This is a genomic window from Cognatundibacterium curvum, assembly GCF_014284235.1.
Lineage (GTDB): Bacteria > Pseudomonadota > Gammaproteobacteria > Burkholderiales > Burkholderiaceae_D > Undibacterium > Undibacterium curvum.
Genome location: NZ_JACOGD010000002.1, coordinates 357,624 through 382,305 on the forward strand (window position 1 = coordinate 357,624; position 24,682 = coordinate 382,305).

Consider the following 24,682-nt stretch of genomic DNA (forward strand, 5'->3'; position numbering starts at 1 on the left):
ATTCGCAGGCTAAGGGCTCGCAGACATCCGGCTATCGAGCAATGGAGTGCGTGAATGATGCAAGAAATGACGGGAAGAAGTGGTGCAGTGCTGCGGGTGGATTTGCAAGCTGTGCAAAACAATTACCGCTTACTGAGTCAGAAACTGGGTAAGGCGCAATGTGGTGCGGCCGTCAAAGCCGATGCCTATGGGCTGGGCGCGATCCCGGTCTCGGGTGCCTTGTATGCGGCCGGATGCCGGCATTTTTTTGTAGCGCATCTGGAAGAAGCGATCAGTTTGCGTCCGCATCTGCCGTCTGACGCGCGCCTGATTGTGATGCATGGTTCGCCGGTCGGGTATGAAGCCGAGTTCCTCGAACATGGCTGCATGCCGGTACTGAACAGCCTGGCTCAGGTAAGCGCCTGGCGTGCTCTTGCGAAACAACAGCAGCGTGCATTGCCTGCCATCGTGCAGTTCGATACCGGCATGGCGCGCATGGGCTTGTCAGCACAGGAAGTGGAAGTCTGGCGCAATGATGCAGATTTCCTGGAAGGCATACAGGTTGAATACCTGATGAGCCATCTGGTCAGTGCGGAGGATGCGTCCCATCCTGTGAATGCAATGCAGTTGGCACGCTTCAACGACTTACGCGGTTTGTTGCCACAGGCGAAGGCAAGTCTGGCTAACTCCTCGGGTGTATTCCTGGGAGCGGCCTATCACTTTGATCTGGCGCGTCCGGGTGCTGCTTTGTATGGGGTGGCGCCGGTAGCAGGACAAGCCAATCCTATGCAGGCAGTCGCGTATTTGCAAGGCCGCATCATTCAGGTACGTGAGATTCCACCGGATACCGGCGTTGGTTACGGCTCCACCTGGCGTAGCCGGGATACTGCGAAAATCGCGACAGTCGCGGTCGGTTATGCCGATGGCTGGATGCGTAGTCTGAGTAACCGTGGTGTGGCACAGATAGGTGGGCAGGAAGTACCACTGGTAGGGAATGTATCGATGGATACCATTACGCTGGACGTGACAGCGATTGCCGACAGTGAGCTGCAAGAGGGGGCACTGGTGGATTTGCTGTCTGCCAGCAATACCGTCGATCAGGTCGCTGCGCGCGCAGGCACCATAGGTTATGAAATCCTGACCAGTCTGGGCCACCGCTATCAGCGCGTTTACCGCTAAGCAGTCAGCAGCATCTACAACACATCACTTATTAAAACAGGCATCAAGGAGCAAAACAATGAAAGTTATCGTACTCGGCGCAGGCGTGATCGGAACCGCAACTGCCTATTATCTGGCAAAAGCGGGTCATGAAGTGACCGTGATTGAGCGTCAGCAAGGTGCCGCACTGGAAACTAGTTTTGCCAATGCCGGTGAGGTATCGCCTGGCTACTCGGCACCTTGGGCTGGTCCCGGCGTGCCGCTGAAAGCCATCAAATGGCTGATGATGGAGCATAGCCCGCTGGCGATACGTCCGACTTTCGATCTGAACACCTGGCGCTGGGTCATGCAGATGCTGATGAATTGCACCAGCTCCCGCTATGAAGTGAACAAGGGACGCATGCTGCGTATGGCTGAATATAGCCGCGATGTATTGCAACAACTGCGTGCCGATACCGGTATTTCCTATGATGAGCGCACGCAGGGTACTTTGCAGTTGTTCCGTAATCAGGCACAACTGGAAGGCGCTGATGCCGATATCGCGATTCTGAACCGCTATGGCGTGAAGTATGAAAAACTGGATAAAGCAGGATGCCTGAAAGTAGAACCGGCACTGGCTAAAGTACAGGAAAAGTTTGTCGGCGCATTGCGTCTGCCTGGTGATGAAACTGGCGATTGCTTTAAATTTACGCAAAACCTTGCCAAGCTGGCAGAGGGCCTGGGCGTCAAGTTCCGTTACGGCGTCAGCATACAGCGTCTGGTGTACAGCGGTGATCAGGTCAGCTCAGTCATTACCTCAGAAGGCGAGCTGAAGGCCGATAGTTTTGTGCTGGCGCTAGGCAGCTATTCGCCTATCCTGTTGCGCGAGCTGGGCATACGGATTCCGGTCTATCCGATCAAGGGTTATTCGATCACCGTGCCGATTACCGATGCCAGCGCCGCGCCGGAATCCACCGTGATGGATGAAACCTATAAAGTGGCGATCACCCGTCTGGGCGACCGTATCCGTGTTGGCGGAACCGCAGAAATCACCGGTTACAACCTTGAGTTGCGTGCAGATCGCCGCGCGACACTGGAGTATTCTGTGAGTGATCTGTTCCCGGCTGGTGGCGATGTCAGCAAAGCGGAGTTCTGGACTGGTCTGCGTCCTATGACACCGGATGGCACGCCAGTGGTTGGTCCTACGCCTTACCGTAATTTATTCCTGAACACAGGACATGGCACCTTAGGTTGGACCATGGCTTGCGGCTCAGGGCAATTCGTTGCCGATATCGTTTCCGGAAAACGGCCGGCAATTTCCACGGAAGGTTTATTCATGAGCCGTTATGGCAGCGTGAACCGTCCCATCATTGTTCCCAAGGAGTTGGCATGAGCCAGTTTGAACAATTGTTTTCTTCTACGCAGGTGTTTGCAGACGCCAATCTGAATACCCGTTTTTATACCGCCATTGAATTGCTGGCGCAGGTGATGATGGTCATGCCACGCGCCGCGACCATCAGCAGTCTGGCGGAAGCAACGGGAAAAACACCGCGTCTGGTCCGTTCTATCTTATCGACCTTGAGTAAGGATGGACTGGTCGGCCGCGATGCCAAGGATAAAGATGCCTGGCATTGCCGCGACTGTAACGGCATCATCACACTGGCCGATGTGTACCGGTGTTTTGTCGAAGCAGAAGAGCGTGCGGCCCTGAAAGCAGCCCGGCGTGCAGAAAAAAATGCTGAGCACGCAGAGTTGGGAGTGCAGACTTCCAGAAGTTCAAGCCAGCAAAGTGTGGACCTGCTGATGTTGCAGGTCAAAATGACGGTCAACCGCGCAGTGTTGCAACAGTTGGAGCAATTCGACCTGAGCCGTCTGCGTGGCTTGGCCAGCACCACTGCATTCCGCGCGCAGCATGCCAGACCGCGCGGCTATATTCCTGAGCCTTACTGAGTTCCGGCCGCCTCTGCATGCGTATTAATATCCAGTTTCAGGACAGGGTCGGCATCGCCCATGAAATACTGGCCGTGCTGGCACAGCGCGGACTGAACGTGGTCGCGGTTGAGGTTGATCCGCCTCAGGTCTATATCGATATCCCTGAGCTGAGCAAAGACATGCTGCCTTCGCTGCAGCAAGCCTGTCAGCAAATCAGCGGCGTGACACAAATACAGGTGATCGACGTATTACCCGGTATGCGCCGTCGCCTGCATCTCGACACCATGATGGCCGTGATGGAAGATCCGGTACTGGCCATCGATGGTGAAGCCAGACTGGTGATCGCGAATGCCGCTGCGGCAGCCGTGACTGGCCTGAGTGAGGCGCAGTTAGCTCAGCTCAAACTCAGTGATGTGCTGGATGATCAGGGCTTGCAGGAAGAATTACTGCAGGCAGGCTTACGTATTCCCAGCCGCGAAGTGCGTTTGCATGGCGAACCGTTTTTCATGGATGTGACGCCGGTATCCGAGCCGGTGCTGCCGGATGGTACGGCGCTGCATCGCTCGGTCGGCGCGGTGCTGACCTTTCATGCGCCTTCACGCATAGGCGGACGGCTGCATGCCTTGCAGAATACCCAGGGAAATGGCTTTGATCTGATCATCGGTGATTCAGAGCAAATCCGCGCCATGAAAACCCGCGCCGCCCGAGTTGCGGTGGTCGATGCTCCTTTGCTGATCACTGGTGAAACCGGTACTGGCAAAGAATTGCTGGCGCAGGCCTGTCATGGCGTCAGCGCGCGCAGTAATGCGCCTTTTCTCGAACTGAATTGCGCTGCTCTGCCGGAAAGCCTGGCGGAAAGCGAATTGTTTGGCTATATGTCAGGCGCTTTCACTGGTGCGCAAAAAGGCGGCAAGCCGGGTCTGTTTGAAATGGCCGATGGCGGCACCGTTTTTCTGGATGAGATCGGGGAAATGTCGCTGTATTTGCAGGCGAAATTATTGCGCTTCCTGAATGACGGCAAATTCCGTCGTATCGGCGGCGATAAAGAGATACGTGTGAATGTACGCATCATCAGCGCCACGCATCGCAATTTGCGCAAAATGGTACAGGAAGGCTTGTTCAGGGAGGACCTGTTTTATCGCCTGAATGTCTTACATCTGGAAATGCCGGCACTGCGCGAGCGTCCGGATGACATCCTGCCACTGGCCCGCCATTTCATTGAACGTGCCTGTACCCAGTCGCAAAAGCCGGTGTGCCGTCTCAATACCGCAGCCTGTGCAGCCTTGGTAGCCAATCATTGGCCAGGTAATGTGCGGCAATTGCAGAATGTGGTATTCCGGGCCATTACTATGTCAGACCAGCGTGTGCTGGATGCGGCAGATCTGGATTGGGCTGAGGGCAGCATCAGTGCAGATGAACACAGTGCCGTTGACACAGAAAGCTGGGATCTGGCCTTACAACAGTTTGAGCAGAGTCTGTTGACGCGCCTGTATCCGCATTTTCCTTCCAGTCGTAAGCTCGCCGCGCGCTTGCAGACTTCACATTCAACGATCGCGGCCAAGCTCAGGAAATACGGCATACCGCAAAAGCGTTGACTGTCATTTGACAGTTCAGGCCAGCAGCAGGCAAATTTAATTTAGCTGGACTGGCTGAACTCATTGAGAAAGCAGGAAGGATTTACTCAGGCTGATCCGGATCTTCCGGCAGATTGACGGCGGGGATAGTGTATTTCTCTTCGGCCCAGGCACCCAGGTCGATTTGCTTGCAGCGTTCAGAGCAAAACGGACGCCATGTGCTGTCGGGCGTCCAGGCGACTTTTGCCTGACAGGTCGGGCAATTGACGAAGGTGGTCATAGTATTCAGGGCGTATTCAGTGTATCTTCAGAAGTTACAGAGTGTCAGATCAAACGGGATATCGTGCTCAGAGGCTTTAGGCTTCATATCCCCATCCTGGCTCATGTAACGTATCCAGAGCATGTATTTGTTGGCGGATATTTCCGGGATCGCGCCGAGTTCCTGTGGAATATTCACACGTAACAGCTGATACACCTTACCCTGCAACATTTGTTGGTAACTACCGGCCTGGGCAATTACCTTAGACGTGGTGCCAGACTCGCGTAACAGGCGTAAGACCACGCTAATGGCGGTAAACAGCGGTGCGATAGGTGCAAACCAGGCAGAAATATCCGCAAAGCGTTTCTCTGGCGGATTCTGCTGCCACGCATGATAACTCGGCAAATCAAACTCGCAGGCGCCACCCGGTATGATGGTACGGCCACGTATGCTCATCAGCCATTCATTTTCACGGATATGCTGACCGGTTTTGCCTGTGCTGGCGATCAGTGCAGAGCTGGCCTGATCGACTTCTTCCAGTACCTTGTCCAGCATTTCAGCCTGTACGTTAGGATTGGATTTAAAACTGATCAGTGTATGTTTTTGACGTTCGAGTTCCTGCAGCAAATCTGATTTCAGATCGGCACGACCAGCGACTTCCAGCATTTCAAAAATGGTGGCAAGCGCAACGTGATGCTGCAGTGGGTCTGACTGGTGCAAGAAAAAATTAAATTTTTCGTACAGGTCTTCCAACCGCAATAGCGTGCGAATACGCTCGTTGAAAGGGTATTCGTAAACAATCAAAATAGTATCCCTGTTCTAAATATGTGCCAAGCTCAGCTCCACGTGATTCTGAACCATACTGTCAGAAAATACAAATACCATGTGCGTTTTTTAAGAATTGTTTTTGTAGCAGACCATGCCGCAAACAGCCAGAAATCAGTTCCTGCCTGATTTTTTGGCAGCAAGGCGCAAGTAATGCTGATGCAAAGTGAGAATTTTCGCCTGTAGCAGATGGAGCTCTTCCTCATTCACTATCACATCGTCTGCTGCTGCCAGTCTTTCTTGCCGTGAGGCCTGATTGCGCATGATGGCTGATACTTGTTCCCGGCTTAGCTGGTTACGCTGCATCACACGTGCGATCTGGACTTCCTCCGCACAATCGACGACCAGGATACGATCCACTCTTTGCTTCCAGTTGCCGGACTCAATCAGCAGTGGCACCACAAAAATCAGATAATCTCCTGTTGCACTGGCGGCTGCCTGCTCAGTCTGTGAACGTATCAGTGGATGCAAGATGGCTTCCAGTCTGAGTTTGGCAGCGCTGTCATTGAAGACCAATGCGCGCATTCTGGCTCTGTCCATACTGCCATCATCAGAAATCGCCTGATCGCCGAATTCTTCGCGTATCTGCGGCATGGCCAGGCCATCTTTCCGGGTCAGAGCGTGAGCGATCAGATCGGTATCGATCAGGCTGGCGCCCAGCGCCTGAAATGCATTAGCGATGGTCGTTTTACCGCTGCCTATGCCTCCGGTCAGACCCAGGCTAAACTTTTCCAGACTCATCATCAGTTTATAAATGGCTAAGATAGGCCTGTACGATCTGCGGGCCCCAGAGCATCGCAATCAGGCCTGCCATGGCCAGATAAGGTCCGAAGGACAGTTTTGTTTCAAAGCCCATTTTAGATAAGAGTATCAGCGTGATACCGACCACTGAGCCGACTAAGGATGACAGCAGAATAATCAGCGGCAGCATTTGCCAGCCCAGCCAGGCACCAAGCGCAGCCAGCATTTTGAAATCGCCATAACCAAAGCCTTCTTTGCCGGTCAGCAGGCGATACAGGTGAAACACCAGCCATAAAGACAGATAGCCTGCGACTGCACCCAGTACCGATGCAGCCGGGCTAGAAAATGCACCAGTCAGACTTAGCAGCATGCCCAGCCAAAGCAGGCTATAGGTCAGATCATCGGGCAGGAATTGGGTGTCCGCATCGATCAGCGTCAGGGTAATCAGAAAAAAACAAAATACTGTTGCTGCCATTCCCGTAACACCGGTGCCGAAATGCCAGGCCATCGCCGCTGCCAGTGCCCCTGTGATCATCTCCACTAAGGGATAGCGCACTGAGATGTGGGCTTTGCAACTGGTGCATTTGCCGCCTATCAGCAGGTAACTGACAACCGGAATATTTTCCCAGGCCCGTATCTGATGTCCGCAATGCGGGCAGGCTGAACGCGGTACGACCAGGTTGTAGCGCTCAGTATGTGGTGGTTGCTTGCCCAATTCTTCAGCGAGATCATTGTCAAACTGGCGCTGCATCATTTTCGGTAGCCGGTAGATCACGACATTTAAAAAACTTCCTGTCAGTAAGCCGATCAGACCGAAACAAAATGTACCGAACCAGTTTGCTGCTGGTTGAAAAAAAATTTCTTGCAACATCAGATGACCGAACCCAGTTTGAAAATTGGTAAATACATCGCAACCACCAGACCACCGATCAGTACACCCAGGATCACCATGATCAACGGTTCCATCAGACTGGATAAAGAGGCGACCGCTTCATCCACTTCTTCTTCATAGAAGTCCGCCACTTTGCCCAACATATTATCAAGTGCGCCGGATTCCTCACCAATCGCGACCATTTGCGTGACCATGCTTGGGAATACATTAGAATTTTGCATCGCGACAGTCAGGCTGGTACCAGTGCTGACTTCAGTCTGAATTTTAATGGTGGCATCCAGGTAGACCGCATTGCCAGCAGCACCACCCACAGAATCAAGCGACTCAACCAGCGGCACACCAGCTGCGAACATGGTAGCCAGGGTTCTGGTCCAGCGTGCAATGGTGGCTTTGCGTATCACCGCGCCAAAAATAGGTGCCTGCAACAGGATGCGATCCATCGCTCTTTGCATTTGCAATGAGCGTCGCCAGGTCTGGAAGAAAAAGTAAATTGCGCCGAACAGACCGCCAAAGATGATGTACCAGTAGGTGACGAAGAAGTCTGACAGCGCCATCACAAACAGCGTTGGTGCAGGTAACTCTGCGCCGAAACTCATGAAGACTTCTTTAAATGCGGGTACCACCCAGATCATAATCACAGCGGTGACGATGAAAGCAACCGACAAAATAGCAATAGGGTAGGTCAGTGCAGACTTGATCTTTTTCTTAATAGTCTGGGTTTTTTCTTTATAAATGGCGAGTCGCGTCAGCAAGTCTTCTAAAATACCTGCCTGCTCACCGGCGCCAACCAGATTGCAGAACAGCGGATCAAAATAGAGAGGATATTTGCGGAAAGCCTGATTCAGGCTGGTCCCGGTTTCTACATCGCCGCGTATGTCTTGCAGTAATTTCGAGACAGAGGGGTTGGCGTTGCCTTTGGCGACGATATCAAACGACTGCAGCAGCGGTACGCCTGCTTTCATCATCGTCGCTAGCTGACGGGTGAATAAAGTAATGTCTGCATCTGAAATGCGTTTGCCCGAGCTATAGCTTTTTTTCTTGAGCTTGGTGACCAGAACACCCTGGCGGCGCAAGGTCGCATTGACGATCGCCTCGCCGCCAGCGCGCATTTCTCCTTGCACTTTTTTGCCAAATTTGTCCTTGCCTTCCCAGGCATACAGGACTTCCTTGACTTGCTTGGCTGGTTTCTGGGGATTTGTTGCCATTTAAGGGACTCCGGTTATTCGTTGGTGCAGCCGAGCACTTCTTCGAGGCTGGTCAGACCTTGTTTGACTTTGAGCAGGCCGGATTGGCGCAGATTACGTATGCCCTCGCTTTGTGCCTGCGATTCGATATCCAAGGCAGATCCGCTGGCCAGAATAATGCGCTCGATGGACTCAGAAATCGGCATCAGCTGATAGATACCAACCCGGCCCTTATAGCCGCTGCCACTGCAGCGATCACAGCCGACCGGCTCGTAAGGTTTCCAGCTGCCATCCAGATCTTCTTCTTTAAAGCCAGCCGCCAGCAAGACCTCGTCCAGCACCGTTGCCGGGCGCTTGCAGGTACACAGGCGTCGGGCCAGACGTTGTGCTGTAATCAGAATGACTGAAGACGCAATATTAAATGGCGCCACGCCCATATTCATCAAACGTGTCAGGGTCGATGGTGCATCGTTGGTATGCAGTGTGGAAAAGACCATATGGCCGGTTTGCGCTGCCTTGATCGCAATATCTGCCGTCTCCAGGTCACGAATCTCACCCACCATGATGACGTCAGGATCCTGACGCAGAAAGGACTTCAGTGCAGCGGCAAAGGTCAGACCCGCCTTGTCATTCACGTTTACCTGATTTACACCGGGCAAATTGATCTCAGCCGGATCTTCTGCAGTCGAAATATTGATGCCTGGCTTGTTGATCACGTTCAGACAGGTGTAGAGCGAAACGGTCTTACCGGAGCCTGTTGGCCCGGTCACCAGCACCATGCCATATGGACGCGTAATCGCATTGAGCAGCGTTTCTTTCTGATCCGGATCATAGCCCAGCGCATCAATACCCATTTGCGCCTGCGAGCCATCCAGAATACGCATAACGATTTTTTCACCGAACAAGGTCGGCAGGGTACTCACACGGAAATCGATGGATTTATTCGCATTCAAGTGCAGCTTCATACGGCCATCTTGCGGTACCCGTTTTTCCGAAATATCCAGCTTGGAAATGACTTTGATACGGGACGACAGCTTATCTTTGATCGCCAGTGGTGGTTGCGCGATCTCACGCAGCTCGCCATCGATACGAAAGCGGATGCGGTAAAACTTTTCAAAAGGTTCAAAATGTAAATCGGATGCGCCCATATTGATCGCATCAATCAGCATTTTTTGCAAGAATTTGACGATAGGCGCGTCATCGACTTCATTGGCTTGCGCATCGGCGGCAGCCTGATTCAGATCTTCTTCTTTAAAATCCAGTTCAAAATCATCACCGGCCAGTTCACTCAGACTTTGCTCTGAGGTTTTGCCAATTTTTTCCAGCAGCTTGCTCAGTGCATCGTGCTGTACGATGATGATTTCCAATGCAAGGCTGGTTTGAAACTTTACCTGATCCAGAGCGGAATTATTGGTCGGATCAGCAATGGCAACCGACAGCTTGTTACCCTTTTTAGCAATAGGAACCAGACGCTGTGACAGCATCAGCTTGAGATCCACCAGTTTTTCCGGGAGCAGCTCTTCGTTAATAGCAGATAAGTCGAGTAAGGGATAGCCAAAGGTGTCAGAGCAAAAACTGGCGACATCTCGGGCGCTCATAGAGCCACTGGAAATCAATGCATCTATAAATGGCGACTTATCGGCTGCGGCTTTTTTTAACGCCGTATCCAGCTGCGCGGCATTTAATAAGTTACCTTGCATTAAAGCGCGGGCAAGACCAGGCGTGCTGGCCGCGGGAGCAGAGTTCGGAGGGACAGCGGACATAGTGACTTATCGGTAAAGTTTGCCAAAACAATCAGTTGCCTAGCGATAATGCAACTGATGCCAGTATTTGTAAAGCGATGCTACTCTTTTTTACATATGCGGAGAAGCGCACCGCCGCCTGGCGCAACACTCGCCAGGTATCGTGTAAAAAGTAGCTTTTTCAGACAGGGTGAGGCGCGCGCCGGCTGGGATAATCCGGCGCTGCGTGTTCTTCAGTGGAATTGCTGTTCAATGGTTGCGGCTGACCGCAAACTGAGTGAGGGCAAGTAAGGCTGATTTGTAGGCAGATTCAGGTAAGTCAGTAACGGATTGTTTCGCAACTTCCGCAGCAGCCACTGCTTTATTGCGTGTATATTCAAGCGCGCCGGAGTCGGTGATAGCTCGCAGAATTGCATTGAATTGTGATTCATCGCCTTGCTCGATGCAAGTTCTGACTAGTTGCCGCTCTGCATCCGAGCCGTTTTTCATCAGATAGATCAGCGGCAGGGTCGGTTTTCCTTCGCGTAAATCATCGCCGACATTTTTGCCTATATCATCGGCATTGCCGGAATAGTCAAGCACGTCATCTATGAGCTGGAAAGCGGTGCCGATGGAACGTCCGTATTCACCGGCAGCACTGATTTGCGCATCATTGGCGCCCGCAATTAAGGCACCAATTTCAGCGGCTGCCTCAAACAACTTGGCCGTTTTGGAGCGTATCACTTGCAGATAGCGTTCTTCTGACACATCAGGATCATGCATGTTGAGTAATTGCAACACTTCACCCTCAGCGATCACGTTGGTCGCATCGGCCAGGATCTGCATGACGCGCATGCTTTGGATGGAAACCATCATCTGAAACGCACGCGAGTACAGGAAGTCACCCACCAGTACGGAGGCAGCATTACCGAACATCGCATTAGCGGTCTGGCGTCCACGGCGGAGAGAGGATTCATCCACCACGTCATCATGCAGCAAGGTGGCGGTATGGATGAATTCCACGATGGCGGCCAGATCGAAATGGTGTTTGCCCTGATAGCCGTAGGCATTGGCTATCAGTAGCACCAACACCGGACGAATGCGCTTGCCACCTGCGCTGATAATGTATTCGGCGATCTGGTTAACCAGTGCAACTTCAGAATACAGCTGCTGACGTATCACTTGATTCACTGCCACCATATCCGTGGCAATCACATCGGTAATCGGGTTGGGTTGTGCTGTGGCAGACAAGGGAAGATCCTGCTAAAGAATTCTAGACGCCGAGATTATACGATGAGGTGACTAAAATTGCTGTTCGCATCATGAGTAAAATCAGTAAGCACGCTGTTACAGACCCTGAAACAGCGTTTGATTTGATCTTTAACAAGCGAAAACCCGTTTTCTGCAGAACGGTAGTGCTGAAAAAATATGCAAATTGTTTTTGACGCTACTGCTAAGTCTATGTATAATTTGGGGTTTTCCCGAAAACAAACCCTGTTTTTGGGTGAAAAAAGAAATTCCCTATATTTATTTGATGAGGTTTCCCATGTACGCGGTCATAAAAACCGGCGGTAAACAATATAAAGTTGTTGCCGGTGAAAAACTTAAAGTAGAACAGATACCTGCAGACATTGGCTCCGAAATCACCATTGATCAAGTGCTCGCATTGGGCGCAGGTGAAACCATTAAATTTGGTGCTCCATTGGTCGCAGGTGCTACGGTGCTGGCTAAGGTAGTAGATCACGGTCGTCACGACAAAGTACGTATTTTCAAAATGCGTCGTCGTAAGCATTACCAGAAGCGTCAAGGCCATCGCCAAAACTACACTGAATTGCAAATCGTATCTATCAACGGTTAATCTCAGTTTCCACTGAATTACTGTTTATTACCTGTATCAAGGAGCTATTAAATGGCACACAAAAAAGGCGGCGGCACCACGCGCAACGGCCGTGACTCAGAGTCAAAACGCTTAGGCGTTAAAGTTTACGGCGGCCAGTCTATCAATGCTGGCGGTATCATCATTCGTCAACGCGGTACACGTGTTCACGCTGGTGAAAATGTTGGTATGGGCAAAGATCACACTTTGTTCGCTCTGGTTGACGGCAAAGTACAATTCGCGACCAAAGGTGCAAACAAGCACCAGTACGCAATTGTTGTTGCAGCTTAAGTTTTGAAGTAATTCAAAACCAGGCGCAAGCCAGTACTATAAATAGGCTCTGCCATTGGTAGAGCCTTTTTTTCTATGGTTTCACAAACTGTCCTATAGTGTGTCAGTGAAACAGAGAGATCCTGTATAAATCGGTTGCACCAATCGGGTGGCAAGGATTTATACAAGCTTTTTTAGGTGCTTAACATGAAATTTATTGATGAAGCCAGAATTGAAGTGATCGCCGGTGATGGCGGTAATGGAGTTGCCTCATTCTGTCGCGAAAAATTCCGCCCGTTCGGCGGTCCGGATGGTGGTGATGGTGGCCGCGGTGGCAGTATCTGGGCGGTTGCTGACCGCAATATTAATACCCTGGTTGATTACCGTTATTCCAAGCTGCATAAAGCGAAAGATGGCGAAAATGGCCGTGGCGCTGACTGCTATGGTAAAGGTGCGGATGATATTTTCCTGCGCATGCCAGTTGGTACTTTAATCTCAGACCGTAATACAGATGAAGTGATTGCCGATCTGACCGAGCATGGTCAGCAGGTTGAGCTGGTCAAGGGTGGCGAGGGTGGCTGGGGTAATATCCATTTCAAAACCTCGACCAACCGTGCACCACGTCAGCGTACTGAGGGTAAGGAAGGCGAACGCCGCGAATTGCGTCTGGAGTTGAAGGTCTTAGCCGACGTTGGTTTGCTTGGTATGCCAAACGCGGGTAAATCCACATTTATCACTGCGGTATCGAATGCGCGCCCTAAGATTGCAGATTATCCGTTTACTACGCTGCATCCGAATTTGGGCATGGTGCGTGTCAGCCATGAAAAGAGTTTTGTGATTGCCGATATCCCCGGTCTGATTGAAGGCGCGGCCGATGGTGCAGGTCTGGGCATACAGTTTCTGAAGCATTTGCAGCGCACTGGTATTTTGCTGCATATCGTCGATCTGGCGCCTTTTGACGAAAATGTCGATCCGGTCAAGGAAGCAAAAGCCTTGATCAAGGAGTTGCGTAAATACGATGAAAGCCTATATGAGAAACCACGCTGGCTGGTACTCAATAAGCTGGACGTATTAAGCGAAGATGAGCGTAAAAAGAAGGTGAAGGATTTCATCAAACGCTTTGCCTGGAAAGGTCCGGTATTCGAGATTTCCGCCCTGAGCCGCGAAGGTTGTGAAGACCTGGTCACGGCTATCTATGCACATCTCGAAGAAAAACGTACCCAGGAGCAGCGTTCCCAGGAAACCAAAATGAAAGAGGAAGCCCAAGGCATACTCTCGATTGATCCTGATGATCCACGTTTCAAAGTAATCGAAGAATAAAAAAAAGGCCTGAAATGTTCAGGCCTTTTTTACGTCTGCCTGCTTAGGTGGGATTAATTGTATTTAATGAAATCAATCAGTATTTATACGCAATTTAATCATCCAATTCTAAATAATATTCAGATTTAGTTATATCATTCCACATAAAGTATAATTGTGCGCATTCGGCAATGCTGCCCGGGTGACGTAGCTGTTCGTGCGCGCGCTCCGCCATCATCGCCAGCTCTGCAATCAACGCAGTCAACACATTCTTACTTTGTCGTGGTCTTACTATGCAATCTGTGATTCAACAAGCAAAACGCCTCATAATTAAAGTCGGTTCTTCGCTGGTAACGAATGATGGGAAGGGGCTGGACAGCGTTGCCATTGCCAAATGGGCGACCCAGATCGCTGCGCTGCGTGCGATGGGCAAGCAAGTTATTTTAGTCAGCTCCGGTGCAATTGCTGAGGGACGGCAAAGGCTGGGTTTTGATAAGCGTCCGACCGGCATACATCAGTTACAGGCTTGTGCTGCTGTGGGGCAGATGGGGCTGGCACAAATTTATGAGAGCAGTTTCCGGGTTCATCAGCTAGGCACGGCGCAGATTTTGCTGACCCATGCGGATCTGGCTGACCGCGAGCGCTATCTGAACGCAAGGTCAACTTTATTCACGCTGCTGGGCTATGGCATCGTCCCCATCATTAATGAAAATGATACGGTAGTAACCGATGAAATCAAATTCGGCGATAACGATACCCTGGGCGCGCTGGTCGCAAATCTGACCGAAGCGGATGCGCTGATTATTCTGACCGATCAAAAGGGTTTGTACACGGCCGATCCACGCAAGCAGCCAGATGCCGAGTTCGTGCATCAGGCACGCGCCGGTGATGTCGCGTTGGAGGCGATGGCTGGCGGCGCTGGCAGCAGTCTGGGTAGTGGCGGCATGCTGACCAAAATATTGGCAGCTAAGCGCGCTGCGAGTTCCGGTGCGCACACTGTGATTGCCTGGGGGCGTGAAGAAAACGTATTGATACGCCTGGCTCAGGGCGAGGCAATTGGTACGCAACTAGTTTCTGAGCGGGCTCCACTCGCCGCACGCAAGCAATGGATGGCCGATCATTTGCAAACGGCAGGCCAGTTCGTGCTCGATGCCGGTGCGGTTCAGAAGCTGCTGAAGGAAGGTAAATCTTTGCTGCCTATCGGTGTGACTGAGGTCAGTGGTGAATTTGGCCGTGGTGCGGCGGTGACGTGTGTTGATCAACAGGGTAATGCGATAGCGCGTGGCTTATCGAATTATGGCAGTGCCGATGCACGTCGTATTCGTCAAAAATCATCGCAGGATATTGCCGGGATACTGGGCTTTGTCGAAGAGCCAGAGCTGATACACCGTGATAATCTGGTGCTGTTGACTACATCAGCGCTCAGCGATAGCTAAGCTTGGCTTAAGCATCAGTGCAGCACAGCTTGCGAATTGCGCCGCAAGCTGTGGGCTTCAGAATTAGCGGCCGTAAAGGGTGCGCTTGCCACGCAGCCGGTCAAGTATGCTGTTTGCTTTACCCGCGATGGTATTTCCTTCGCAAAAATACTCTGTGAATAAGTTGTGGTGCTGCTTATTCGCGCCTGTTTGCGAAATCTTATCCCATTCATCACGACGGCTACGCGACCAGGTACCATCGCTGCGCCCAAAGGCATACAGCTTTTTTTCATAGGTCGCGCAACGTATGCCTTCATAGCTCACGTTGCGCGCGCCTGCGCTGCTGCTGGCGACCAAGGTGTAGCGTATGGTGCCATCACTGGCGATACTTAAAGACGTCGCATCGATGAAAAACTGCATGCTGCCGGACTGATAAAAAGGCAGCAAATTTTCATTTTTAGGTGCAGCCGGTAATTGCGCCTCGACTTCACGCCATTCCTTGTCAGGCTCGTCTTCCGCCGCCAGCGCAGTAGTGCTGTGCAGGCTGCCCGCTAACAGGAGCAGAGCCAGTGAGGCTGAGGTCATTAGGGATCGTTTGTGCATGGTTTTATTTGGTTTGTTCAGACTCATCGGTCTGCGGGGCCGGGATTTTTGCGGCTGCTTTATGCTGATTGCGCCGGTTACGTTGCGCTCCGGGGTGGTCCTGTCTGTGGATGAAACGCGATAACTCTTGCAGTGCAAGCTGGTACACGCCGCGTTTAAATTCAATCACCACATCCAGCGGCACCCAGTATTCATGCCAGCGCCAGGCATCAAATTCCGGGTGGTTGGATGCGCGCAGGTTGACGTCGCAATCGCGACCCACCATGCGCAGCAAAAACCAGATTTGCTTTTGCCCGCGATAATGCCCACGGATTTCACGTTTGATGAAGTGATCCGGTACTTCATAGCGTAACCAGTCACGGGTGCGGCCTATAATTTTGACGTGCTCAGGCAACAATCCTGTTTCTTCTTCCAGCTCACGAAACATAGCTTGTTCAGGAGACTCACCATACTTGATCCCGCCCTGAGGGAACTGCCAGGAGTGCTCGCGCACACGCTTTCCCCACCAGACTTGATTGTTGGCGTTCAGCAAAATTATGCCTACGTTAGGGCGGAAGCCTTCACGGTCTAGCATAGTTAACCTCAAAACTTTCTGTGGCTAACCGCTCGGTCTTGCAATTTCCTGGTTCTGAAATCGGTGTTTACGTCGAAAAGTGTGCCCATTTTGCTGCGGGCAGCATCAAGTCTGGCGAACAAAACGCGGTTTCCTTCATCAAATATGCAAAGAGTGGGCGCATTAGCCAGCTAATCCTTTAAAATTGAGTTGATTATAACCTTCCATTTAAAAAGAATCACTGTCATGCGAGCTACCCGATTTTTTATTTCTACACTCAAAGAAGCACCGGCAGACGCAGAGATCGTCAGCCACAAACTGATGATGCGCGCCGGCATGATCAAGCGTCTGGGTTCCGGCATCTATAACTACATGCCGATGGGGCTGCGCATTATCCGTAAAGTGGAAAATATTATCCGTGAAGAGATGAACCGCGCGGGTGCGATAGAGATGCTGATGCCAGTAGTGCAGCCCGCAGAATTGTGGCAGGAAACTGGCCGCTGGGACAAAATGGGCCCGGAACTGATGCGCGTCAAAGACCGCCATGGTCGTGATTTCATTATCCAGCCAACTTCTGAAGAAGCCATCACTGACGTGGTGCGTACAGAAATTCGCTCCTACCGCCAGTTGCCAGTGAATTTTTATCACATCCAGACTAAATTCCGTGATGAGCGTCGTCCGCGTTTCGGTCTGATGCGTGGTCGTGAATTCACCATGAAAGATGCCTATTCGTTTGATCGCAATGTCGAAGGCCTCAAGCAGTCTTACCAGGTGATGTACGACGCCTACACCCGTATTTTTCAGCGCTTTGGCTTGCAGTTCCGCGCAGTCGCAGCCGATAACGGTGCGATTGGCGGTTCCGGCTCCCACGAGTTCCATGTGATCGCGGAAACCGGTGAAGATGCACTGGTTTACTGCCCGACTTCCGACTATGCAGCGAATATGGAAGCGGCTGAAGCCTTGCCACTGGTGACGACACGTCCTGCCGCACAGGCAACACTGACTAAAACAGCGACACCAGGTAAGGCAAAATGCGAAGACGTGGCTGCCTTGTTGTCCATTCCTTTGCAAAACACAGTTAAGTCTATCGTTCTGACCGTGGATGCAGAAAAAGAAGAAGACAAACAAGTCTGGCTGCTGTTGTTACGCGGCGATCATGAACTGAATGAAGTGAAAACCAGCAAAGTGCCTGGCTTAGCGACGTATCGCTTCGCGACCGAAGCGGAAATCGTGGAGTGGTTTGGTACCAAGCCTGGCTATCTCGGTCCGATTCATACCCTGAAACCTGTCAAGGTCGTAGCAGACCGCACTGTGGCGAATATGGCCGATTTCGTCTGCGGCGCGAATGAAGCCGATTTCCACTTCACCGGCGCGAACTGGGGCCGTGATTTGCCTGAGCCAGTGGTGGCGGATTTGCGTAATGTGGTCGATGGCGATCCTTCACCGGATGGCAAAGGCGTACTGGCGATCCAGCGTGGCATCGAAGTGGGCCACGTATTCCAGCTTGGCACCCGCTATTCCGAAGACATGAAGGCGACCTTCCTGGATGAAAATGGCAAACCGCAGCTGTTACAGATGGGTTGCTATGGCATAGGCGTGACCCGTATTCTTGGCGCGGCGATAGAACAGAATTTTGACGACAAAGGCATCATCTGGCCAACTTCTATTGCGCCGTTTGAAGTCGTGATTTGTCCTATGGGCATGGATCGTAGCGAAGCGGTCAAGGCAGAGACTGAAAAGCTGTATCAGGCGATGCTGGAAGCCGGTATCGACGTGATTCTGGATGACCGTGGTGAGCGTCCTGGTGCGATGTTCGCAGACTGGGAGCTGATCGGTGTGCCGCATCGCGTCGTGATCGGTGACCGTGGTCTGAAAGATGGCAAACTGGAATACGTGGGCCGTCGCGATGCAGAAGCGACTATCGTTCCGGTGGCTGAGATGCTGGCTTTTGTACAGGCTAAGCTTGCGGCGTAACAGAGCGGGCAGGCCAGCCTGCCCGTTACTGTCTGTGCTGAACATCGTTCGCAGTATGTCCCGGATTGTAGTTCCTCTCTCTCTAAGCCGATTTTCCGTGAAATCCTGTTGTCGTCTGGCGGCAGGATTTTTCTTGTCCGCGACCTTAGGCGCGATGCCTGCGTGGGCCGGTAATCAAAAGGAAGAAGCGATGGCTGATTCCGTACGTCTGGCTTTATCCAAGGCGATCTCTGATCCACGTCCACCTAAGCCCAGCTTCAATAATATTGACGAACGTATCAGATATCTGCACTGGCTGGGTGAGATGTCGGTACGTCTGAAGCGGCGTATTCCCGATTACCAGAGCCGGATAGAATTGCTCGAAACGATATGGTACGAGTCCAAACGCGCAGGGCTGGACCCGGCGCTGGTAATGGGCCTGATGCAGGTGGAATCGGCATTCCGTAAATATGCGACCTCCGTGGTTGGTGCGCGTGGTTATATGCAGGTGATGCCGTTCTGGTCACGTGTGATCGGCGATGGCGATGCGAAGAAGCTGTTTCAGATGCAGACCAATCTGCGCTATGGCTGTTCTATCCTGCGTATGTATATCGATATGGAAAAGGGGGATTTGTATCTCGCTTTAGGTCGCTATAACGGCAGTCGGGGCAAGCCTGAATATCCGAACGCAGTGTTAGCTAACTGGAAAAACTGGGAATACACGCCGCCACGTTAAGACCTGCGTTACTCCCGCTATTAGGGAGTATCGCTATGCATCGCTATCAATACCCTGCGCGGCCCTGGCTGATACTGCCTTTGGTTGCGGCCTTTCATCTGCTGATACTGTGGTACTGGCCTGCATTTCACGCGCCAGCTAACTCACAACAGGCGAATGCTATGCACTTCGTACTGTTGTCGCCAGCGATCCGGCCGACACTGCCATTGTCTGAACCTGCATTGGAGGCAAACGCAAGAAGCAGCAGCACCCAAAGCAACCCGGAGCGTACGCGCCAGCGCACTGTCAGCGCGCCGTCTCAGGTTTTAAGCTCAACTCAAACACCAACCAAAGAGCAGGTAAAGGCTGAGCCGGAACAAGCTGTAGCGGTAGAGTCAGCTAATTCGGCTACATCAGCGACATCAGCACCCGCCAGTACTGAACTCAAGCGCGATGTACGTAGCCTGTTCTTCGGCCTGAAGAAAGAGTTTGAAGCGCGTGACCGGGTGTTAACGGCGGCAGAGAAATCGGCGTTCGCCAAATTTGCAGATCAGATCGCACGCTCAGGAACTGTGAATCACGAAGGGGTGAAACATGAGGTGCATATCATGGGCGATGGCCGTCCGGTGTCAAAAGTTATCACGCCGTTTGGCACCTACTGCATCATGCATCGAAAGCCCGGTGAGTTATTGGGCAACGAGATGCCGACTATTCCTATGAGTTGCGGGAATCTCTGAAGTCAAATCCGTCGCTGCGATATTCTTTGGATGGGAATTAAACTCAGCCTGACTGCCTGAAAACAAAAATGCCCGCGCGATGCGGGCATTTTTGTTTGGGATGGGATCATGACTCCCATTCAGCTTCCCAACGCACTTGGGCACTGCTCTGACGAATCAGGACAGATGACCGGAAATGAGTTTAGTCATTTCGAACATGGAGACTTGTTTCTTGCCACCGAAAACGGCTTTCAGTTTGTCGTCTGCATTGATGTTGCGTTTGTTTTCTGCGTCTTGCAGATTGTGCTTTTTGATGTATTCCCAAACTTTTTTCGTGACTTCAGTACGTGGAATTGGTGCTGCACCGATAACTGCTGCCAGTGTTGGGGAAATCGTCATAGGCTTCATGAACGCGGCGTTTGGCTTGCGTTCTGCAGCTGGTTTTGCTGCTGCTTTCTTAGGTGCCGCTGCAGGCTTTTTGGCTGCTGCTGCTGGTTTTGCTGCTGTAGATTTCTTTGGTGCTGTTGCCATAAATAGCCTCCTTCACAAATTTCTTGGATGGAGCTTTGATCGTTTTGAAAAGCTCCTGCATTGCGTCACTTCACGCATCGCTAATAGTGGTGTGGTTTTTATAGTGATGCAAGTCTTTTTTACTAGTTTTTTGTGAAAAAATGCAGGAATTTACGCTTCGTTGGATTTCTGGGCAAAAAAAAGCCGGATCAGCGTGATTTCTCCTCTGATCCGACCTGTTTTTTGACTGAATTTCGGAATGCGAATTAACGGCGTCCCGGCATCATTCCCTTCATACTGCGCAGCATTTTCATCATGCCGCCACCGCGCAGTTTTTTCATCATGCTCTGCATTTGTTCGAACTGGGCCAGCATGCGATTCACTTCCTGGATCTGTACGCCGGCACCTGCCGCGATACGGCGTTTGCGTGAGGCTTTGATCAACTCCGGCTTGGCACGCTCCAGCGCTGTCATGGAATTGATAATACCTTCCATGCGGCGTACCGATTTCTCAGCCTGATCCATATTGGCACCGCTGGCAGCCTGTTGTAACTGGGCAGGCAGTTTATCCATCAGATTCGACAGACCACCCATATTACGCATCTGGGAAATCTGCATCTTGAAGTCGTTCATGTCGAACTTGCCGCCATCCTTGATTTTATGCGCGAGGTTTTGCGCGGCGGCGACGTCCATGCCTTTTTGTGCCGATTCGACCAGGGCCAGAATGTCACCCATACCCAGCACACGGTTGGCCATACGGGTCGCGTCGAAGGATTCCAGACCATCCAGTTTTTCAGCGACACCCACAAATTTGATCGGCTTGCCAGTGATATGGCGGACTGACAAAGCGGCACCACCACGCGCATCACCATCGAGCTTGGTCAGCACTACGCCTGTGAGCGGCAAGGCATCATTAAAGGCCTTGGCAGTATTGACTGCATCCTGACCCAGCATTGCATCGACCACGAACAGGGTTTCAATAGGACGGACTGCAGCGTGAACCTCCGCGATCTCTTTCATCATCGCTTCATCGATACCCAGACGACCAGCGGTGTCAACGATCAGCACATCGTGATAATGCTTCTTGGCGTAATCCAGTGCAGCCAGCGCGATATCAACTGGTTTCTGGTCCGGGGTGGATGGGAAAAAGTCAGCACCCACCTGTTCAGTCACGGTCTGTAACTGACCGATCGCAGCCGGACGGTATACGTCGGCAGATACGGTCAATACTTTTTTCTTCTTTTGTTCGCGCAGGTATTTGGCCAGCTTACCGACAGTCGTGGTTTTACCGGCACCTTGCAGACCTGCCATCAGGATAATCGCCGGTGGCTGGCAGGCAAAGCTGAGTTGGGACGCATCTTCACCCAGATCGGCACCCATCAGGATAGCCAGTTCTTTCTGTACTACGCCAACCAGTGCCTGGCCCGGTGTCAGGGAAGAAATCACTTCTTCACCCATGGCTTTTTCTTTAACCCTGGCGATCAGTTCGCGCACTGCTGGCAGCGCTACGTCGGCTTCCAATAATGCCATGCGCACTTCACGCAGCATGTCGGCGGTGTTGGATTCTGTCAGTCGGGCTTCGCCGCGCATAGTCTTGACGACTTTGGCGAGGCGTTGGGTGAGATTATCAAGCATAGCGCAGAGTTCAGTTCTTTGAAATAAACACAATTAAGTAAAAAGTATGGGCAAAACTGCAGTGCAGGCACTGAAGTCGCCAAATCATCCCGCATTTTACCTGATCGCGATCTGTGTTCCGTGGAAAACCTGAATACCGCACTGTTACTTAGCCGCTTTTCCCATACTGAAGCTGTGATGGCTCAAGTCAGAGCGAAGTGTTGATGGAACAAATTGCTGTCATTGGCAGTCAAAGTTGCATTGCGGTAATTTTTGTCGACTAAGCTGTAACGGCATGAAGCTGGCGTTTCCAAGTTCCAGGTATAGCCTGCGCCAGGTTCTGGTCTGACCAGTCCGGTAGCGCATGCTTGTGCGGAATATCAGACGCTAGTCGTGCAAAATTCTGATTTTGCGGAAAAGAGATGAGGAGTGGCATTGCTTTTTAGCCAGCCGTCCGACGGTTTGAGGCAGAAGGCTAAGAATTGATACGGGACGGCATGTTTAGTGCTAATCCAGGAAACAAACAAAAAAGCAGATGCGCAAATGTGTTGCATCTGCATCAGATCATCAAGGAGACATCATGAACGTATTTTCCAGCCGCCGCCGTCAGGTCGCGGGTTTACTGGCTGCTTCAGCCATCTTGTTGCCATGCAGCGCAATGGCCGAGGATGGTATCAGCGACAGCCAGATACTGCTCGGCCAAACCGTAGGCGTCAGCGGGCAGATCGCTGGGCCAGTCAAGGAAATGATGGCTGGTGCCAATGCCTATTTTGCTAAAACCAATGCGGGCGGCGGTGTACATGGCCGTAAGATAGAGCTGATTACGCTGGATGATCAGTTCGACCCGGTCAATGCGGGGAAAAATGCGGAGCAACTAATACGTAAAGAACGCGTGTTTGCATTATTCCAAAGCCGTGGCACGCCGCATACCCAGGCCATCTTACCCTTATTGGCGGAACATAAAATTCCGCTGGTGGCGCCTAGTACCGGTGCTGCTATATTTCACCAGCCTGTGAACCATTACCTGTTCAATGTCAGAGCCATGTATCAGACCGAAGTGAAAAAAGCGATTGAGCATTTTTCCATGACCGGCCTGAAGGATATTGCACTGGCCCATGTCGATGACACCTTTGGTAAAGATGGCTTGACTGGATTTCAGGAGACCATGCAAAAGCAGGGATTGAAACCCAGCGCTGTTCTGAGCTATGACAGGGCCAAGCCGGATGTGCCTAAGGTAATACAGGCACTACACAATTCGAATGCCAAAGCCCTGATTGTGATTGGCTCCGCGGTGACTACTGCTGAAATCATTAACGGTTTGCGTAAAGCCGGGAATGCCATGCAGATCATGACCTTGTCCAACAATGCCTCGCAATCCTTCATTGACAGCCTCGGTAACAACGCACCGGGTATTATCGTTTCGCAGATTATGCCGGCGCCATTTTCCATTACTACCGCTTTGGGGCAAGAGTTTAAGCAGGCCGCCAAAGAGTACAAATTGCCGGAGTCTTACGCCGCGATGGAAGGCTATGTCTCTGCCAAGTTAATGGTGGAAGGCTTGCGCAGAGCAGGGCGTGGCTTGAGCCGGGATGGCTTGATACGCGCCTTGGAAGGTATCAAAAAGCATGATCTGGGTGGGATAGTGATTCAATACAGTGACAAAGATCATACTGGCAGTGAATTTGTAGAGCTGACCCTGATCGGGCGTGATAAGCACTTTATACGCTGATACGCTCAGGCTGCTTTTCCGCACGCACCCGGGGTGTAAAATCCGGTTATCCCGACGCTTTTTCACTTTGAGTGCTTGTTCAAACTGGTTCAGGCTTGAAAAATCAAGGACTTAGTAGCGGGCGGAAAATTGGCACAGTCTTTGCAGTATTTGGAGTGCATATAAAAAACATCAAGGAGATCAGTATGTTGAAAAAAGCGATGTGCCTGGCAGGTTTGTTGTCTGTAACGCTGGCTGGCAGCGCCACTGCGCAGGAAGTTGTGCGGCTGGGTAATCTGAAATTTGCGCACTATGGCGCGGTGTCCTATATCAAGGAAATCGCACCTAAGTGTGGCCTCAAAGTGGAAGAGCGCGTGTTCGCCAAAGGTCTGGATGCGATGCAGGCTGTGATCGCCGGTGAACTCGATGTCGGTGCCGTTTCTTCTGAAGCTGCGATTTCCGGTCGTGCCAGCGGCACACCGCTATATCTGGTGGCTGGCTTTGCCAAAGGCGGTGCGCGTCTGGTGGGGCGCACTGAGCTGGGCATTAAGACGGTGAAGGACCTGAAGGGTAAGAAAGTCGGCGTCACGCGCGGCGGCATTCAGGAAATTCTGCTGGCGGCGGAGCTGGCACAGAATGGACTGAGTTATTCGGATCAGCCTGGCAAAGATGTGCAGATTATTTATCTGGGCTTTCCCGATCTGAACCAGGCGCTGCTCGGCAAAAATATCGATGCCATCATGCAGTCCGAGCCGTATTCTTCACAGGCGATCAATAAGGGCTTTGGTAATGAAATCATCAAGCCTTATGACACACCGATAGGCGAGCCTATACGTACCATGGTGATGACAGAAAAGTTTTACAAAGAACGTCGTCCGGTCGCTGAAAAATTCATGCGCTGCTTTGTGGAAGCCACCAAGACTTTCATCGACAAGCCTGAAATCGCCGAAAAATATGTACGTGAAAATATGTTCAAAGGCCAGATCACGCGCGATGACTTTGCTGATGCAATCAGTAATTCGCCTTACAGCTATGATGTGACGCCTGAACATATACAGATCACTACCGATCTGATGCAGAAATATGGCATAGGCAAAATGGCCAAGCCACCAGTCGCTAAAGACTGGGTCAAGACTGATTTGCTGGAGCAGGCAAAGAAGTCATTGGGTATCAAATAATCCGTCTTCATACTGAGCAGTTCAGCCTG

General features: G+C 51.6%; 24 protein-coding genes. 13 read left to right on the plus strand and 11 right to left on the minus strand.

Annotation, left to right across the window (positions count from 1 at the left end):
* Positions 1-54 precede the first annotated feature (54 nt).
* The 4 genes from alr to H8K43_RS04785 are packed head-to-tail and all read left to right on the plus strand — an operon-like array spanning position 55 to position 4,643.
* Positions 55-1,158, plus strand: a complete 1,104-nt coding sequence (alr, locus tag H8K43_RS04770; RefSeq protein WP_230403668.1) for an alanine racemase — start codon at positions 55-57, stop codon at positions 1,156-1,158.
* Positions 1,139-2,509 carry a D-amino acid dehydrogenase gene (locus H8K43_RS04775; protein ID WP_329604483.1) on the plus strand — a complete coding sequence of 457 codons (1,371 nt, stop codon included), beginning with the start codon at positions 1,139-1,141 and terminating at the stop codon, positions 2,507-2,509. The genes alr and H8K43_RS04775 overlap by 20 nt, the downstream gene beginning before the upstream one ends.
* On the plus strand, positions 2,506-3,066 hold the full coding sequence (locus H8K43_RS04780; protein ID WP_186902780.1) for a hypothetical protein: 561 nt from the start codon (positions 2,506-2,508) through the stop codon (positions 3,064-3,066). The genes H8K43_RS04775 and H8K43_RS04780 overlap by 4 nt, the downstream gene beginning before the upstream one ends.
* A 17-nt stretch (positions 3,067-3,083) precedes the next feature.
* Positions 3,084-4,643 (plus strand): sigma-54-dependent transcriptional regulator, encoded by a 1,560-nt coding sequence (locus H8K43_RS04785; protein WP_186902781.1) that lies wholly within the window; start codon positions 3,084-3,086, stop codon positions 4,641-4,643.
* An 82-nt stretch (positions 4,644-4,725) separates the two neighbouring features.
* On the opposite strand, the gene H8K43_RS04790 is transcribed toward H8K43_RS04785, so the two are convergent.
* From H8K43_RS04790 to ispB, 7 genes are all read right to left on the minus strand, one after another.
* A complete protein-coding gene (locus tag H8K43_RS04790) occupies positions 4,726-4,902 on the minus strand; it encodes a DNA gyrase inhibitor YacG (RefSeq protein ID WP_186902782.1) in 177 nt (58 codons plus the stop codon).
* A 27-nt stretch (positions 4,903-4,929) separates the two neighbouring features.
* The gene (gene zapD, locus H8K43_RS04795; RefSeq protein WP_186902783.1) at positions 4,930-5,685 is read right to left on the minus strand and encodes a cell division protein ZapD; all 756 of its coding nucleotides are present in this window, start codon (positions 5,683-5,685) and stop codon (positions 4,930-4,932) included.
* 135 nt (positions 5,686-5,820) lie between these two features.
* A complete protein-coding gene (gene coaE, locus H8K43_RS04800) occupies positions 5,821-6,450 on the minus strand; it encodes a dephospho-CoA kinase (RefSeq protein ID WP_186902784.1) in 630 nt (209 codons plus the stop codon).
* Positions 6,451-6,454: 4 nt separating this feature from the next.
* The gene (locus H8K43_RS04805; protein ID WP_186902785.1) at positions 6,455-7,318 is read right to left on the minus strand and encodes a prepilin peptidase; all 864 of its coding nucleotides are present in this window, start codon (positions 7,316-7,318) and stop codon (positions 6,455-6,457) included.
* Positions 7,318-8,544, minus strand: coding sequence for a type II secretion system F family protein (locus tag H8K43_RS04810; RefSeq protein WP_186902786.1), 1,227 nt, complete (start codon positions 8,542-8,544; stop codon positions 7,318-7,320). The genes H8K43_RS04805 and H8K43_RS04810 overlap by 1 nt, the downstream gene beginning before the upstream one ends.
* Before the next feature lie 14 nt (positions 8,545-8,558).
* On the minus strand, positions 8,559-10,286 hold the full coding sequence (pilB, locus tag H8K43_RS04815) for a type IV-A pilus assembly ATPase PilB (protein ID WP_186902787.1): 1,728 nt from the start codon (positions 10,284-10,286) through the stop codon (positions 8,559-8,561).
* 228 nt (positions 10,287-10,514) lie between these two features.
* Positions 10,515-11,444, minus strand: coding sequence for an octaprenyl diphosphate synthase (ispB, locus tag H8K43_RS04820; protein WP_186903026.1), 930 nt, complete (start codon positions 11,442-11,444; stop codon positions 10,515-10,517).
* A gap of 346 nt (positions 11,445-11,790) precedes the next feature.
* Between ispB and rplU the strand changes: the two genes are divergently transcribed.
* The 4 genes from rplU (at position 11,791) to proB (ending at position 15,125) form a co-directional block, all read left to right on the plus strand.
* Entirely contained in the window at positions 11,791-12,102 is a 312-nt protein-coding gene (rplU, locus tag H8K43_RS04825; protein WP_162020347.1) for a 50S ribosomal protein L21, read from the plus strand.
* 51 nt (positions 12,103-12,153) lie between these two features.
* On the plus strand, positions 12,154-12,411 hold the full coding sequence (gene rpmA / locus H8K43_RS04830) for a 50S ribosomal protein L27 (protein WP_186880779.1): 258 nt from the start codon (positions 12,154-12,156) through the stop codon (positions 12,409-12,411).
* Between the two features lie 186 nt (positions 12,412-12,597).
* Positions 12,598-13,710 carry a GTPase ObgE gene (obgE, locus tag H8K43_RS04835; protein WP_186902788.1) on the plus strand — a complete coding sequence of 371 codons (1,113 nt, stop codon included), beginning with the start codon at positions 12,598-12,600 and terminating at the stop codon, positions 13,708-13,710.
* A 272-nt stretch (positions 13,711-13,982) separates the two neighbouring features.
* A complete protein-coding gene (proB, locus tag H8K43_RS04840; protein WP_186902789.1) occupies positions 13,983-15,125 on the plus strand; it encodes a glutamate 5-kinase in 1,143 nt (380 codons plus the stop codon).
* Positions 15,126-15,188: 63 nt separating this feature from the next.
* Here the strand turns inward: proB and H8K43_RS04845 are convergent, their stop codons facing one another.
* Both H8K43_RS04845 and H8K43_RS04850 read right to left on the minus strand, forming a co-directional pair.
* Positions 15,189-15,734: a CNP1-like family protein gene (locus H8K43_RS04845; RefSeq protein WP_186902790.1), complete on the minus strand. Its 546-nt coding sequence runs from the start codon at positions 15,732-15,734 to the stop codon at positions 15,189-15,191.
* The gene (locus H8K43_RS04850) at positions 15,712-16,281 is read right to left on the minus strand and encodes an RNA pyrophosphohydrolase (RefSeq protein ID WP_230403669.1); all 570 of its coding nucleotides are present in this window, start codon (positions 16,279-16,281) and stop codon (positions 15,712-15,714) included. The genes H8K43_RS04845 and H8K43_RS04850 overlap by 23 nt, the downstream gene beginning before the upstream one ends.
* A gap of 225 nt (positions 16,282-16,506) precedes the next feature.
* Here H8K43_RS04850 and H8K43_RS04855 point away from each other — a divergent pair, with 225 nt between their 5' ends.
* The 3 genes from H8K43_RS04855 (at position 16,507) to H8K43_RS04865 (ending at position 19,665) form a co-directional block, all read left to right on the plus strand.
* Positions 16,507-18,234, plus strand: a complete 1,728-nt coding sequence (locus H8K43_RS04855; RefSeq protein WP_186902791.1) for a proline--tRNA ligase — start codon at positions 16,507-16,509, stop codon at positions 18,232-18,234.
* A gap of 154 nt (positions 18,235-18,388) precedes the next feature.
* Positions 18,389-18,949, plus strand: a complete 561-nt coding sequence (locus H8K43_RS04860) for a lytic transglycosylase domain-containing protein (protein WP_230403700.1) — start codon at positions 18,389-18,391, stop codon at positions 18,947-18,949.
* 35 nt (positions 18,950-18,984) lie between these two features.
* Positions 18,985-19,665, plus strand: coding sequence for a hypothetical protein (locus tag H8K43_RS04865; RefSeq protein WP_186902793.1), 681 nt, complete (start codon positions 18,985-18,987; stop codon positions 19,663-19,665).
* Positions 19,666-19,821: 156 nt separating this feature from the next.
* Here the strand turns inward: H8K43_RS04865 and H8K43_RS04870 are convergent, their stop codons facing one another.
* A complete protein-coding gene (locus tag H8K43_RS04870) occupies positions 19,822-20,175 on the minus strand; it encodes an SWIB/MDM2 domain-containing protein (protein WP_162020354.1) in 354 nt (117 codons plus the stop codon).
* Between the two features lie 245 nt (positions 20,176-20,420).
* The gene (gene ffh / locus H8K43_RS04875) at positions 20,421-21,788 is read right to left on the minus strand and encodes a signal recognition particle protein (protein WP_162020355.1); all 1,368 of its coding nucleotides are present in this window, start codon (positions 21,786-21,788) and stop codon (positions 20,421-20,423) included.
* Between the two features lie 559 nt (positions 21,789-22,347).
* Between ffh and H8K43_RS04880 the strand changes: the two genes are divergently transcribed.
* Positions 22,348-23,496: an ABC transporter substrate-binding protein gene (locus H8K43_RS04880; protein WP_230403670.1), complete on the plus strand. Its 1,149-nt coding sequence runs from the start codon at positions 22,348-22,350 to the stop codon at positions 23,494-23,496.
* A gap of 185 nt (positions 23,497-23,681) precedes the next feature.
* Positions 23,682-24,653, plus strand: coding sequence for an ABC transporter substrate-binding protein (locus H8K43_RS04885; protein ID WP_186902795.1), 972 nt, complete (start codon positions 23,682-23,684; stop codon positions 24,651-24,653).
* The last annotated feature ends 29 nt before the right edge of the window (positions 24,654-24,682 follow it).